The organism is Acidocella sp. (assembly GCF_013044125.1).
GTDB lineage: Bacteria > Pseudomonadota > Alphaproteobacteria > Acetobacterales > Acetobacteraceae > Acidocella.
On the sequence record NZ_JABEVC010000220.1, the window covers coordinates 47,855 to 61,849 of the forward strand.

General features: G+C 63.2%; 14 protein-coding genes. 6 read left to right on the top strand and 8 right to left on the bottom strand.

The genetic code is table 11. From position 1 onward, the window contains the following. Positions 1 to 33 precede the first annotated feature (33 nt). From HKL97_RS13400 to HKL97_RS13415, 4 genes are read right to left on the bottom strand one after another with little or no spacing between them, the layout of a single operon-like run. Complete coding sequence (locus HKL97_RS13400; protein ID WP_291426204.1) at positions 34 to 786, bottom strand: SDR family oxidoreductase; 753 nt, start codon at positions 784 to 786, stop codon at positions 34 to 36. Between the two features lie 19 nt (positions 787 to 805). Beyond that, complete coding sequence (locus tag HKL97_RS13405; RefSeq protein ID WP_291426207.1) at positions 806 to 1,996, bottom strand: acyl-CoA dehydrogenase family protein; 1,191 nt, start codon at positions 1,994 to 1,996, stop codon at positions 806 to 808. After that, positions 1,993 to 3,162 (bottom strand): acyl-CoA dehydrogenase family protein, encoded by a 1,170-nt coding sequence (locus tag HKL97_RS13410; RefSeq protein WP_291426209.1) that lies wholly within the window; start codon positions 3,160 to 3,162, stop codon positions 1,993 to 1,995. The genes HKL97_RS13405 and HKL97_RS13410 overlap by 4 nt, the downstream gene beginning before the upstream one ends. Before the next feature lie 11 nt (positions 3,163 to 3,173). After that, positions 3,174 to 3,911: a ThuA domain-containing protein gene (locus tag HKL97_RS13415; protein ID WP_291426211.1), complete on the bottom strand. Its 738-nt coding sequence runs from the start codon at positions 3,909 to 3,911 to the stop codon at positions 3,174 to 3,176. A 139-nt stretch (positions 3,912 to 4,050) separates the two neighbouring features. On the opposite strand from HKL97_RS13415, the gene HKL97_RS13420 reads away from it, so the two are divergent. Beyond that, positions 4,051 to 5,100 carry an NADP-dependent oxidoreductase gene (locus HKL97_RS13420; protein ID WP_291426213.1) on the top strand — a complete coding sequence of 350 codons (1,050 nt, stop codon included), beginning with the start codon at positions 4,051 to 4,053 and terminating at the stop codon, positions 5,098 to 5,100. Between the two features lie 34 nt (positions 5,101 to 5,134). Here HKL97_RS13420 and HKL97_RS13425 read toward each other — a convergent pair whose 3' ends face one another. The 3 genes from HKL97_RS13425 to HKL97_RS13435 are packed head-to-tail and all read right to left on the bottom strand — an operon-like array spanning position 5,135 to position 7,009. Next, the gene (locus tag HKL97_RS13425; RefSeq protein ID WP_291426215.1) at positions 5,135 to 5,512 is read right to left on the bottom strand and encodes a Rieske (2Fe-2S) protein; all 378 of its coding nucleotides are present in this window, start codon (positions 5,510 to 5,512) and stop codon (positions 5,135 to 5,137) included. A gap of 38 nt (positions 5,513 to 5,550) precedes the next feature. Continuing rightward, entirely contained in the window at positions 5,551 to 5,901 is a 351-nt protein-coding gene (locus HKL97_RS13430) for an EthD domain-containing protein (RefSeq protein ID WP_291426217.1), read from the bottom strand. 4 nt (positions 5,902 to 5,905) lie between these two features. Beyond that, the gene (locus HKL97_RS13435; protein WP_291426219.1) at positions 5,906 to 7,009 is read right to left on the bottom strand and encodes an acyl-CoA dehydrogenase family protein; all 1,104 of its coding nucleotides are present in this window, start codon (positions 7,007 to 7,009) and stop codon (positions 5,906 to 5,908) included. Positions 7,010 to 7,176: 167 nt separating this feature from the next. Here HKL97_RS13435 and HKL97_RS13440 point away from each other — a divergent pair, with 167 nt between their 5' ends. Both HKL97_RS13440 and HKL97_RS13445 read left to right on the top strand, forming a co-directional pair. Further along, positions 7,177 to 8,034: a helix-turn-helix transcriptional regulator gene (locus HKL97_RS13440; RefSeq protein ID WP_291426221.1), complete on the top strand. Its 858-nt coding sequence runs from the start codon at positions 7,177 to 7,179 to the stop codon at positions 8,032 to 8,034. A 138-nt stretch (positions 8,035 to 8,172) separates the two neighbouring features. After that, on the top strand, positions 8,173 to 9,381 hold the full coding sequence (locus tag HKL97_RS13445) for an acyl-CoA dehydrogenase family protein (protein ID WP_291426222.1): 1,209 nt from the start codon (positions 8,173 to 8,175) through the stop codon (positions 9,379 to 9,381). 8 nt (positions 9,382 to 9,389) lie between these two features. Here HKL97_RS13445 and HKL97_RS13450 read toward each other — a convergent pair whose 3' ends face one another. Then, positions 9,390 to 10,097 carry a TetR family transcriptional regulator gene (locus HKL97_RS13450; RefSeq protein ID WP_291426225.1) on the bottom strand — a complete coding sequence of 236 codons (708 nt, stop codon included), beginning with the start codon at positions 10,095 to 10,097 and terminating at the stop codon, positions 9,390 to 9,392. 117 nt (positions 10,098 to 10,214) lie between these two features. Between HKL97_RS13450 and HKL97_RS13455 the strand changes: the two genes are divergently transcribed. From HKL97_RS13455 to HKL97_RS13465, 3 genes are all read left to right on the top strand, one after another. Next, positions 10,215 to 11,531, top strand: a complete 1,317-nt coding sequence (locus HKL97_RS13455; RefSeq protein WP_291426227.1) for an aromatic ring-hydroxylating dioxygenase subunit alpha — start codon at positions 10,215 to 10,217, stop codon at positions 11,529 to 11,531. 45 nt (positions 11,532 to 11,576) lie between these two features. Continuing rightward, complete coding sequence (locus HKL97_RS13460) at positions 11,577 to 12,008, top strand: nuclear transport factor 2 family protein (RefSeq protein ID WP_291426229.1); 432 nt, start codon at positions 11,577 to 11,579, stop codon at positions 12,006 to 12,008. 168 nt (positions 12,009 to 12,176) lie between these two features. Next, positions 12,177 to 13,829 (top strand): FAD-binding protein, encoded by a 1,653-nt coding sequence (locus HKL97_RS13465; RefSeq protein ID WP_291426232.1) that lies wholly within the window; start codon positions 12,177 to 12,179, stop codon positions 13,827 to 13,829. Positions 13,830 to 13,995: the final 166 nt, after the last annotated feature.

Consider the following 13,995-nt stretch of genomic DNA (forward strand, 5'->3'; position numbering starts at 1 on the left):
CCGCGTCCTTTTGTTTTTCCTGGCTCTACAAAACTACTTCGCCGTCACCGCGTCATCGATGACGAGTTCCGCGGCATTAACCATGCGGCTCTCATCGGAGGCCAGATACAGCACCAGATTCGCGATATCCTCAGGCTGGCCAACCTTTGGCGCCTTGGCGGGGTCGGCCGCCGGCACTTCCAACCCGCGGCGTTTCACCTCCTCGGCGGCCGCAGCGGTCATATCGCTGGCGATAATTCCAGGCAAAATCGCGTTCACCCGGATATTGTAGCCCTGCTCCTGGCAATACACCGCGATATTGCGCGACATCGAACGCACCGCCCCCTTGGCGGCGGCATAGGAACATACGATCGGATAGGCGTTCAGCGCCGCCACCGACGACATATTGATAATCGATCCGCCGCCCGATTTGCGCATCAGCGGTATGGCTGCCTGGCACCCCAGAAACGTCCCCTCGGCCGAGATGGCATAGACCCTTCTGAAATTCTCCAGCGTCGATTCCTCGATGGTCGTGAAATCGACAATCCCGGCGTTATTGACCAGCACATCCAGCCGCCCGAATCTGGTCTCCGCCAGCGCGATCACTTCCGCCCAGCCTTCCGGAGAGCTGACATCCTGCACAACCCCGATCGCGCCTTCAATCCCTGCCGCGGTTTCCATAACGCCCGGGCTGATGTCAGTGAGGATAACGCTCGCCCCCTCCTTGGCGAGCAAACGCGCATCCGCGGCACCGAGCCCGCGCGCCGCACCCGTCACAATGGCAACCTTGCCTGATACCCGCCCCATGTCCCATTCCTTCTTGTTTCTAAAGTTTCAGCAATTGCTTGGCGATAATGGTTCTTTGAATTTCAGATGACCCGCCGAAAATCGTATTCGCCCTGGTGTTCAAATACCGCGACAGCGCCGGCTTGTTGGCGTCCTCATCAGGCGTTGAACAAATTTCATGAAACGCCCGGCGTGTTTCCCAGCGCAGCGCGGATTCGCCCGCCAGTTGCAACGCCATTTCCGTCACCTGCTGCTGCAGTTGGCTGACACGCAGCTTGAGAATGGAGGATTCCGCACCCGGCGGCTCCCCGCGCGCGAGGCCGGAGAGCATTCTCAGCTCCATCATCTCCAGCGTGTCGATATCAATCCCAAGCCGTGAGAGCGAATATTCAATGTCCGGGTCGTCGATGTCGATGGCCAGCGCCCGGTCAAGCAATTCATTGAGCGAGCGCCGCAGCGCCGCAGCCGCCATCACGCTGCCGCGCTCGAATTCCAGCAGATATTTCGCAATCGCCCAGCCCTGGCCTTCATCGGCCACGAGATTGGCCACCGGCACGCGCGTATCGCCGAAAAATACCTCGTTGACCTCATGATCTCCGCCGATGGTGCGGATCGGGCGGACCTGCACCCCCGCCGCGCTCATGGGCACCAGCAGGCATGAGATTCCCGCCTGCGGCTTTGGCCCGTCGGATGTGCGCACAAGCGCGATCATCCAATTGGCCACATGGGCGTGCGTGGTCCATATCTTCGAGCCGTTCAGCACATAATCATCGCCCTGCCGCACCGCGCGCAGCTTGAGCGATGCCAGGTCAGACCCCGCCCCCGGCTCGGAGAATCCCTGGCACCAATAATCCTGCGCCTGAAGAATGCGCGGCAGAAACCGCTTCTTCTGCGCGGCGGTGCCGAACTTGATCAGCACCGGGCCGACCATATGCAGGCCGATGGGTGAAATATAGGGGCTCGCCGCGCGTTCCATTTCGGAGGCGAATATATACCTGCGGGTCGCATCCCAGCCGGTGCCGCCATGTTCAACCGGCCAGTCAGGCGCCGCCCAGCCCTTGCGCGCCAAAATCTCATGCCAGGGGTGGGAGAGTTCGTATTCGGAGAAAACCGTCGTCGTCAACCGCTGCGCCCGCGCCATCTCCGGCGCCAGCTTCGCCTCCAGAAAAGCCCGCACCTCCTCGCGAAACGCCGCCGCATCCCCATCGAGCGTCAGATTCATTTTGTTCATAATGCATACTCCGGGCGTGTCTCGGGAACCGAAAGCAGCCCCTCGCGCAACACCCCGCTGCGCCCCACCCAGGCATAGCGGCGCAGGTGAAAATTAATGTCGCCCAGCACCAGCTCAAACACGGTCAGGCGCTTGAAGTAGGCGCCAACCGGCAACTCATCGGTCACGCCCATGCCGCCGTGCAGCTGCACGGCCTGCTGGCCGATGAAACGGGCACATTCGGCGATCTTCACCCGCGCCGCCGAAACCGCGCGCACCCGCTCGTAATGCGGCGCCTCCGCCTTGAGCGCGCCCAGCAGCAAAATCGCCTCGGCCTCCGCACGTTTCACCGCCATATCCGCCATGCGGTGCGTCAGCGCCTGAAACGTGCCGATCGGCTTGCCGAACTGCACCCGCGTCTTGGCATATTCAACCGTCGCGCTCAGCAACACCTTCATCGCCCCCACCGCATCCGCGCACAGCGCAATCGCCGCGCGGTCGAGCGCCGCCTCCACATAGGGCAGAACATCGCGCCTTGCGCCAAGCAACGCAGAGGGCGGCACGGTCACGTTGCGAAATTCCATATCCGCGAAATCCGCTCCATCCGCCCCTTGCCAGGCCCTGCGCGTCACGCCTGGCGCATCGGGGCCGATCATGAAAAGGCCAAACCCGCCCATCCCGTCCAGCCGCGCCAGCACCAGCAGCGTATCGGCCAGCCCGCCGCCGCGCACAGCCGTCTTGGCGCCGTTGAGCACCCACGCCCCCTGGCTGTGCGCCGCACGCGTCGCGATTGCCTCCAGCGCGGCGCGGCGCGGCGTCTCGCCAACAGCCAAGGCCAGCAAATGCGTCCCGGCCAGTACGCCCTCCAGCACCGCATGCTGCGCCGCGTCTCCCAGCTTGGCGATCAGCTGCGCGCTGATGATAACCGGAATATACGGCTCAACAACCAGCGCCGCGCCGAACTGCTCGGCGATGATCACAACATCTTCCATCTTGCCGCCAAAGCCGCCAACCGATTCAGGAAGTGCGAGAGCCAGCCAGCCCATTTCCGCAAACCCCGCCCAGGCACCCGGCGCAAAGCCCGGCCGCGCACCCGGCGCCTCGCGAAACCTCGTGTATTGCTCAGCGAGAAACCGCCGCGCGCTTTCCTTCAGCAGGAGTTGCTCTTCCGCGGGAAGCAGATCCATAGTCTTTCGCCTTACAGCTTGGCAGCCCAACGCAGGGCGCGACGGAGAATTTCGTAATAGCTCGGGGCGTTCCAGGCGCCGCGCTCGATATAGGGATACACAGCGATCAGCTCCGGCACATCAAACTTGCCGCGGCAATGGCCCAGCGTGCAGTACACAATCTCGCCGCCTGAATGCGCGCGATGGTACAGCACCGGATGATCCGTCTCCGGCCACTCGTTGCGCACGAACGGATCGGCATTGCCGCCGTAGCGCGTGGTCATCAGCACATGGTTGCCGGGGTGGCAATCAGCCAGATACAGCTCATCCTCGACCCAGAAATCCGCAATGCCGCGGCTCAGATCATGGCCATCATCGCAAACCCTTACCTGGAATTTGCAAATCGGCGGATGCGCCTTGAACTGGCTGCCCAGCACCTCCATGAACTCCGGATGCGTGTCCGGCGCGTCGAACCGGCCATCATCGCGCTGCACCAGAACCGAGTTGGTGCCGTGCAGCGCCAGCCAGCGGCGGCCCTTGCCCAGGAAGGTTTTCAGCGCCGCCAGGCCGCGCGGGCTTGGCTGCACATCGCATGTGTAGCTCACCACCACATCGGCGCTCTCAATGGCGTCGTAATTCTCGTAATCATCAACCACCTGAACACGCAGACGTTCATGCTCAGCCATCAGCTTCAAAAGCTCGAGCCGGGCGAAATCAAAATCGTGATACTTGCCGCCAGCGATGAGCAGCAGTTTGATCGGCGTTTCCACGGCAGCGCCTCCTCCCGGAATTTTTTGACTTTATGACAGGTGAGCCGATGATATATAGTGATTGTTTTTTTGTATATATTAAAATCACGATTTTATATAATAACGCCGAAGCATAATAACACAGAGAGGACCCCGCGCCATGAAAACCCGCCGCATCGTGCTCGCCTCACGCCCCTCGGGCGTGCCGGTTGCCAGCAATTTCAAAACGGTGGAGCAAGAGATCGCCCCGCTCCAGGAAGGCGAAGTGCTGACCGAAAACCTCGTGTTCGCCATCGACCCCGCGGTGCGCGGCATGCTCGATGAAAAAGAGGACAGCTACCTGCCCGCCGTGCCGCTGGACGGGCTGATCCCGACCATGGTGCTCGGCCGGGTCATCGAATCGCGCAATCGCGGCTTCAAGGTTGGCGATTATGCCCGCGGCTTCATCGGCTGGGAGGAGCACAGCATCATCCCCGCTGACAATTTCGCCACCGAGAACGTCCATGTCGATCCCACCATACCGCTGAGCGCCTATATGGGCGCGCTCGGCTGGTCGGGCATCACCGCCTATATCGGGCTCAAGCGCATCGGCGAGATGAAGGCTGACAACGTCGTTGTTGTTAGCGCCGCGGCCGGCGCGGTGGGCAGCGCCGCTGGCCAGATCGCGCGGCTGAGCGGCTGCCGCGCCGTCGGCATCACCAGCACGGACAAACTGGCCGATGTCACCGGCCTGCTCGGCATGCACGCCGCCGTTGACTACAAAACCGCCCCCGATCTCGCCGCCGCCATCCGCGAGGCCTGCGGCGGCAAGGGCGCCGATGTTTTCTTCGATAACGTCGGCGGCAAAATCCTGGACACCATGCTGCCGCTGATGGCGGCCTTCGGGCGCATCGTGGTCTGCGGCATGGTGGCTGATTACAACCAGGGCAAGGATGTCTACGCCTTCCGTAATTTGTGGCAGGTGCTGGTCCACCGTGTCACCATGCGCGGCTTCCTGGCCTATGAGCATCTGGACATGCTGGCCGAAGCGGAATCAACGCTGGCCGGCTGGATCAAATCAGGCCAGCTCAAAGCCACCGAAAACGTCGCCACCGGACTTGAGCGCGCGCCGGATGCCTTTATCCGCCTGATGTCGGGCCAGACCAAAGGCAAAACCATCGTGCGCCTGCGCGATGATGTCTCAACCCTGGCCGATCTCAAACTTTCCTGAGCGCCGGATAAAAAACAGCCAGAGCCCGGCCGCTTTAAAGGCGATCAGGCTCTGGCCGGGTCACCGGCAGATGCTCAGGCCCCGGCGCCTCATCGGGCACGGCAACCTCGATCCAGCCTTGGGCATCCTCGCGTAGTTCGAAGCGCATCAGCGGCTTGTAGTCCACCGCCCCCATGCAGCTGCCATCCTCAAGCTTGAAGCGCGCTCCGTGCAACGGGCACATGATGGCGCCGCGCCGCACCCGCCCATCGGGCGCAAAACTCGCGGCCTGGTGCGTGCAGCGGTTGATGAGGGCATGGAGCCTTCCCTCATCGCGCACCACCAGCACCGGCCAGCGGTTGACGACAAAAGCCTGCAACGACCTCTCCGCAATGGCGGCGGCCATGATAACCCGATGAAAACTATGAGACATTCTGGTATTCCACTCCGGCGTGACTGCTTCTCAACAATTCACGTCTCTAGCGCACTCTCTGCTTCTTCAACCGTGAAGACCCGCATCGCCGCGCGGTCAAACAGGCGGTCCTCATCGGCCATCACCCATTGCGCCACCGCTGGCGCGCTGAGCGCGGCGATGCAACGGTCATGCGCGGCGCGGTCGGGGAAGCTGATCTCGGTGATCACGTCGAAATCGGGCAGCTCCAAATCCGGGCCAACCGGCGCAACATACCGGCGGACATAGCGCCGCGCGTACCCGGCCAGCACCCGCTCGCCAACCAGCCGGTGGTGGGTCTCATAATAATCCCGGAACGCTTCAGCCGTCATGCCCGGCCGGCGCTTGAGCAAAGTGATGCGCGTGAACACGGTCTCAGGCCGCCTTCGTCAGTTGCACATAATGGCGCAGGTCCCACTCGGAATCTCCCAGCAGCGAGGCGAGCAGCAGCGTGCGCTTGAAGGCCTGGCCCACCATCAGCTCCTCGGTCGTGCCGATGCCGCCATGGAGCTGCACCGCCTCCTCGGCGATATTGCGGGCGAACCCGCTGATCAGGGCCTTCGCGCCAATGATCGCGCGATGCGCCTCGGCCGTGCCCGGCGTCTGGGCGGCGGCGCGGTAGAGCTGCGAGCGGCTGAGCTCCAACAGCACATAGCCGTCAGCCAGGCGGTGCTGCACGGCCTGAAACCGGCCGATCGGCTGGCCGAACTGCTGGCGCGTCTTCACATATTCCAGCGTCGCCTCGAACATATGGGTCATCAACCCCACCAGCTCGGCACAGATCGCAAGCCGCGCCTGGTCCAGCACCTCCTCGAAACACGCCGCCGCGCCTGGCATGTATTGCGCCGGGGTCTCCTGAAAGCTGATGTCGCTGGCAACCGCGCCATCAACCAGCCGGTAGTCCGTGCGCCTCACCCCGGCGGCCTGTGCCTCCACCCGGTACAGCCCGGTCACCCCCGCCTCATCGCAGGCGCTCACCAGCAGAACATCCGCGAACCCGCCGCCGATCACGCAAATCTTCTGGCCGTTGAGCCGCACCGCACCGCGCAGCCCCGCCGCCCTCGTTTGCGGCCGCGCCGGCAAAAACCGGCCCGCGCGCTCCAGATGCGCCAGCGCCGGCAGGCAATCACCGGCAATAATCCGGGGCAGCAACTCCGCCTTCATCGCCTCGGACCCGCCACGTTCGATCAGCGAAGCGGCGATGAGAACAACAGGCAGAAACGGCTCCACGGCCACCCCCTTGCCCAGCGCCTCGGCAACAGTGATCAACTCAACAGCCCCCCCGCCGATCCCGCCGTTCGCCTCCGAAAACGGCAAGGCCAGCAGACCCGTCCCGGCCAGAATTTTCCAGTTTTCCGGCAAATAACCCCGCGGCCCGGCAATATAGCCCAACCGGCGGATCGGATCGTAATGGCCGGCCACAAACCGCTCCACCAGATCCCGCAGCATCATCTGTTCTTGGTTCAGATCGAAGTTCACGCTGGTGTCTCCCCTAACGCTTCCCAATCCGGCAGCCGCCGTTTGAGGGCCCTTTTGTCCGCGACGTTATGCTAAATCTGACCCTGTCAGCTTGCCATTCCTACCTGCCACTAGTTATAGGTTTTGAACGCTTGTCTAAGTAAGTTGGGGAGGATAGCGTCACCACCATGGAGCGAACGCGCGAACCCGTGTCCGCCGGTACGGACCACATCATCCCGGCCGATCCGCTGCCATTCGGGCGGCGCGGCATTGACATATCCTCGCTCCAGGACATCCGCCCCGCCGCAGAGGCACTGCGCGACATGGCGCGGGATCTGAGCAACTTCCGGGTCGCCGTCTGCGCCAACATCGCCTCCAAACTGCCGGTGACTGACGCGCAGGGCAACGCCCTGGCCCAGACCGTTTTCGGCTGGCCCTGCTCCAAAGACCAATGGTGGAAAAAACCGCTGCTGGCCCTCAGCTCGCCCCTCATCTTCGTCTGCCGCTATGAGAGCGAACCCTTCTGGGCCAATGCGCGCGGCATCCATACGCGCGCGCCCAATCCGCTGCTCAGCCAGATTGATTTGTCGCATTTCCGGGAGTCGGTGAACGCCGAATCCTTCATCGTGGTGCCCGTGCATTTGCCCTTCGGCCAGATCGGCGCCATCAGCTACTCGCCCATGGAGCCCGGACGCGAGGATCTCTCGCGCGAATTCGCGCTCTATGCCGATATTCTGGAATATCACGGCCGGCGCTTCATCAACGGCTATTCGCGGGTCACCAGCCAGCGCCCGTGGATCGCGCGCAACTGCCGTCTCTCCAAGCGCGAGGTGGAATGCCTGCGCTGGGCCGCCCTGGGCAAGACCGATGCGGAAATCGCCACGATTCTGGGCCGCAGCTGCGCCACGGTGCGCTTTCACATCCATAACGCCGCAACCAAGCTGGAAGCCGTGAACCGTAGCCAGACCGTCTTCAAGGCAACGCAGCTTGGCTATCTCGGCAGCGTCGCGGCCATATCCTCAGCGCCCGCGCAGCCGCACGGCTGAGCGGCGCGCCTGCGCGGGCAACCCACTTAAACAACCTAGCTAAATTCACAGAAGCCAGCGCGGCGCAGGGCTTGCATAATCGGCCGCAGCGCGCGCGGGCGGGCAATCATTTTCGGTATGACAGGAATTTGAGGAAAAATGGATCTGCAGTTCACGCATGAGGAAGACGCCTTCCAGCAGAGCGTGCGGGCGTTTCTGGCAACGCATCTGGCGCCGCATCTGCGCGCGGGCGCGGTGGCAACACCCGGCGGGTTCGTGGAGCCTGACATCGGCCGCGAATGGCAGCGCATCCTGCATGAAAAAGGCTGGCTTGCCTCCAACTGGCCGGCCGATTGCGGCGGTACGGGCTGGACGCCGGTGCAGCGCTACATTTTCGAGAAGGAATGCGCCCTCGCCGGCGCGCCAAGCCTGCCGCTGCTCAGCCTCAAGCTGCTAGGGCCGGTGATCTGCAAGTTCGGCACCCCCAGGCAGAAGGCGGAGATTCTGCCCCGCATCCTCGATGGCAGCGACTACTGGTGCCAGGGCTTCTCGGAGCCGGGCGCGGGGTCGGATCTCGCCAGCCTCAAAACCCGGGCGGAGCGGCGCGGCGATGTCTACGTCATCAACGGCCGCAAATTATGGACCACCCACGCGCACCATGCGAATAAAATCTTCTGCCTGGTCCGCACCGACCCCGGCGCCAAGCCCCAGAAGGGCATCAGCTTCCTGCTGGTGGACATGAACCAGCCCGGCATCGAGGTCCGCCCGATCAAGGGTCTGGCCGGCGACCATGAGGTGAACGAGGTATTTCTCGATGATGTGGTGACCCCGGTTGAAAACCTGGTCGGCGCGGCGGGCATGGGCTGGACCATCGCCAAATTCCTCCTTGAGAATGAGCGCGGCGGCGCCTGCTACGCGCCCAAGCTGCTCTGGGGTATCCAGAAGCTACGCCTCTGCGCCGCCCGAGAGCCCAATGGCGAGGGCGCCACCATGGCCGATGACCCCGCCTTCATGGCCGATCTCGCCCGGCTGGAGCTGAGCGCGCAAGCACTGGAAATGACCGAGCTGCGCGTCCTGGCCGATCTGGCGCAGGGCCGGCCGCCCGGTCCGCAAACCTCGCTCGCCAAACTCACCGCCTCGGGCCTGCGCCAGCAAATCGACGCGATGGCCGCCCGGCTCTACGGCTATGCCGGGCTGGCGCTGGAGCGGCAGCGCCCGCTGTATGGCGAAAATGCCCCCGCCCCGCTGTACCACAAGGCCGCCCAGCTTGCCGCCCCGCGCTATCTCAACAGCCTCGCCTGGACCATTTTCGGCGGCACCAACGAGATCCAGCGCACGATCATCGCCAAAACCGTGCTCGGCCTGTAGGCTCCCCCTCAGTCGCGGGCGCCAAAGCCCAGAAATCCCGCGCTGAAAAACGGAACCAGGCGCTCAACCATGGCGGCGAAATCGCCCGATTTCAGCGCCCCGCCCGACTGGCGGTCCAGCATGCCGCTCTCCACGAGAATATGCGTGATCGCCGCCTGATAGAAAAAGAACCCCCATTGCACATCCAGCGCGGCCATTTCAGGATGAATAGCCGCCAGCGCCTTCACGAAGGCCTGAATCAGGCTGTCATAATGCTGCCTGAACGGCGAGACGTAATCCTCCTCCTGCGGGTGGTTGGCCACGAAGGCCAGCAGCCGGATGTAATTTTTCCATCCTGGGCCGCCATGCAGCAGCCGCTCCGCAATCGGGCTGATCAGCGCAGCGATAATCGCCTCGCGCCGCACCCGGGCGCTGCCCCTCACCTGCATCGCCCCGGCCAGCGCCTGCGCGATGCCGCCCGCATGCTCGCCCGCCCGCCGCTCGATGACCGCGCTGAACAAATTCTCCTTGGACCCGAAATGATAATGCGACAGCGCAAGCGGCACCCCGGCCTCGGCCGCGATGTCGCGCAGGCTCACGCCATAAAAGCCGCGGCGGGCAAACAGCGCCTCGGCGGAATCCAGAATCCGCGCCGCCGTTTCCGGCGCCCGGCGGCGGTCAACCTTGGGCACCGCCGCATCCACCGAACCTGACATTTTTAATAGGTTGCCCCTCATTTGCACGCCTTGTTTCAAGTAGATCTTGACAATTCACAAGCCCAACGCAACTATTTAGTCGGTCGTTCAATAAAAAACAACCAAGAGATATAAGTAAAGAACCAAGAGAGGGTTACGATGGCACTTGCGGTGAAAGACTCCGATCCCACCCCGTTTGATCCACCGTTGCGCGGCGATCCCATCACAGGCGAACGCTATTACTCAACGCGCTGGGCCGATGCGGAGTGGAACAAACTCTGGACCCGGGTCTGGCATGTTGGCGGCATGGCGGCTGACCTGCTCGATCCCGGTGATTTCCTGACCCACAACATCGGCCAGGAATCGGTGGTGATGCTGCGCCAGACGGACGGATCAATCCGCGCCTTCTACAATGCCTGCCTGCATCGCGGCTACCGCCTGGCCTGGACCGAGGTTGGCGGCGCGCCGCAACTCGTATGCGGCTATCACGGCTGGCGCTACAATCCTGATGGCATGCTGGCCCATGTGCAGGACCCGGACGATTTTCCCGGCGGCTCGCCCTGCGGCAAGCATCGCCTCACGGAAATCGCCTGCGAGGTCTGGGGCGGGCTCGTCTGGTTCAACATGGACCGCAGCGGCCCCCGCCTGCGCGAATGGCTGGGCGAAAATGTCGCGAACCATATGGAACAATGGCAGATGGATAAAATGACCCGCGTCTACGCGGTCTCTTCCAACGTGCCCTGCAACTGGAAGATCGTCCGCGACAATTTCAACGAGAGCTACCACCTGCCCACCCTGCACCCCCAAATCTCGACCGTCATCAACGATGACCATACCGACTGCGTTTTCCGCATCTACGCGGATGTCGGCCATAACATGATGCGCATGAAGGGGCTGCAACCCTCCGCGCGCTACGCGGACTGCCACAAGCTGGACGCCCCGCTGGTGCAGGCGCTGGAATACTGGGGGCTGGACCCAGCACCTTTCGCCAACAACGCCATGGCCGTGCGCGCGGCGATCATCGCCCGCAAGCGCGCGGCGGGCGCGCAAATGGGCTATGCGCATTACGCGGCGATGGGTGATGAGGAAATCGTCGATTATTTCCACTTCACCCTCTGGCCCAACACCACCTTCACCATGTGGCCCGACGGCGTGCAGATCCTGCGCTCCGAGCCGGACCCGAAAGACCCCGAACGCTGCATCTTCGACCATTGGTTCATGGCGCACCAGATCGGCGGCAGCGATGTGGTCATCGGCCCCAACGGCCCCACCCCGTTTCAGGCGATGGACCGCGAACACATCGTCTTTGGCGAAAAAACCCTGGGGCAGGTCGCGGATCAGGATCTCTCGGTCGCCATCGGCCAGCAGCTCGGGCTGCATTCGCGCGGCTTCCGCGGCGGCATTCTCGCCAAGCAGGAGAAGCGCATCCAGGCCTTCCATGAGCGCCTCAACGAGGCCTGCGGCATCCACAACTGAACAAAACCACTCCGGGCGAAGTCTTTCAAAAATGGAACAAACGTGATGTTTACAGGACCAATCGAAGACCGGCTGGCCATTCGTGAACTGGTCGAAACCTATGGCGACGCCGTAACGCGCGCCGATCAGCAGGCGTGGGAACAGAACTGGACCGAGGATGCGGTGTGGACGCTCAACCTCCCCGGGCTGGAAAAGGTGGAGGGGCGCAAAGCCATCGTGGCGCTTTGGGTCCAGGCCATGGCGGGTTATGAGTTCGTGCTCATGAGTTCCTCCCCCGGCGCGATCCAGGTGGAGGGAAACCACGCGACCGGCCGGTTTTATACCAGCGAGGTCGCCCGTTCCAAGGACGGCACAACCCAGCGGGTCTCCGGCCGGTATGAGGATGAGTACATAAAGCGGGAAGGCCGCTGGTACATCCACCGGCGCACCTTCAAGATGCTGTATACCCAGGACGTGACCGGAAAAGCCGGCGCCTGAATGCCAGCGCGCCGCCGCGAAGCCTCTGACCGGGCGGCGCCGCCCTATCAGATGTGCGAGTAGCCGCCGCGCGCGGATGAAAATTATGATGAATTCAACCAAAATCGGCACGCGGCGGCGCTAACCGCCAGACGCGCCCGCAAAAACGAATGACCAGGGAGATGAACGATGACTGAGAAGTTCGAATGGGATCTGGAGGTTGACGTCGCCGTTCTGGGCTCCGGCGGCGCCGCCCTGACAGCGGCGATCTCAGCGCATGATTTCGGCGCCAAGGATGTCGTCATCCTGGAAAAATCCGGGATGGCCGGCGGGACAACCGCGATGTCCGGCGGCATGCTCTGGATCCCCAACAACCATTATCAGCGCGAAGCGGGGATCGAGGAGTCCGACGACGACATCGTCGCCTACCTCGAAGCCCTTGCGCCGGACGGGCTGGACCCCGAAACCCTCGGCGCGTTCATGGAGAGCGGCCCGGAGATGATCCGTTATTTCACGGACAAAACCCCCGTCCGCTTCCATGCCTATGCCGACTTCCCCGACTATCAGCCCTACCTGCCGGGCGCCAAGGCCGATGGCGGGCGTTCGCTCGACAACGAGGCCTTCTCCTTCGAGCTGCTCGGCAAATGGGCGAGCCGGGTGAACCCATCCAAAATGGCCTACCCATTACGCGGCAGCCTGATGGAGGCGATCAACGGCACGCTGGATGAAGCCTCCCTCGCCGAGCGCGAAAAACACGATTACCGGGGTTTGGGACAGGCGCTGGTCGGCTCCCTGCTCAGGGCCGTGCTGGATCGCAACATCCCGATTGAATTCGAAAAACGCGCGCGCAAGCTGGTGAAGGATGGTGAGCGGGTCATCGGCGTCATCGCCGGAGATGCCAACGGCCGCGACTTTCGCGTGCGTGCCCGCCGCGGCGTGGTCATCGCCACCGGCGGCTTCGAGTGGAACGAGGCGCTGGTCAAAACCTTCCTGCGCGGCCCGCTGACCGGGCCGGTGAGCGTGCCGGAGAACGAGGGCGACGGCCTGCTGATGGCGATCGAGGCCGGCGCCCAGCTGGGCAACATGCAAAATGCCTTCTGGCAGCAGAGCGTGCTCGAATTCAAACCCCAGCACCGCAACGCCAAACCCAACTACATGCTGGGCTCGGACGAACGCGCCCGCCCGGGCGCCATTCTGGTCAACCGCGCGGGCAAGCGGTTCATGAACGAGGCCGCCAACTACAACGCCATGGGCAAGGCGCTGCACGCCTTCGACGCCGGGCGCCATACCTACGCCAACCTGCCCTACTGGCTGATCATCGATCAGCACTACAAGGACAAATACCCAACCTTCACCTCCCCGCCGGGATCTCCCATCCCGCCCTATATGATGCAGGCCGCTACGCTGGAGGAGCTGGCCGCAAAGGCGGGGATCGACGGCGAAGGCCTGAAGGCCACCGTCGCGCGGTTCAACGCCATGGTCCGCAAGGGCCATGACGATGACTTCAACCGTGGCGGCAATACTTACGACAATTTCTACATGTGGGGTGATCCCGCCTTCGAGCCCCCGTATCGCACCCTGGGCGTGATCGGCCAGGCCCCCTATTACGCCGTCAAAATGGAGTCCGGCGCTTTGGGCACCTGCGGGGGGCCAAAGACCAACGGCGACGCCCAGGTGCTGGATTGGAGCGGCAACCCGATCCCCGGTCTCTACGCGGCGGGCAACGCCATGGCCGCGGTGCTGGGCGAAGCCTACGGCGGCGCCGGCGGAACATTGGGCCCGGGCATGACCTTCGGCTACATCGCCGGCCGTCACCTCGGAACCCATATGCCTAATCACTAGTACCCTGCGTCATTCATGACGCAGGGTACTGCGCGCGGGTTGGTGGGCGGCGCGCGCTAAATATGACGCTAGCGCTACTTTGGCATATTTTTATTAGCGTTTTTTGTCAGGGGCGTGTCACAGTGCGGGCATCGTCGAGGTGGAGGCTGTGCCAAGAGATTGAGGA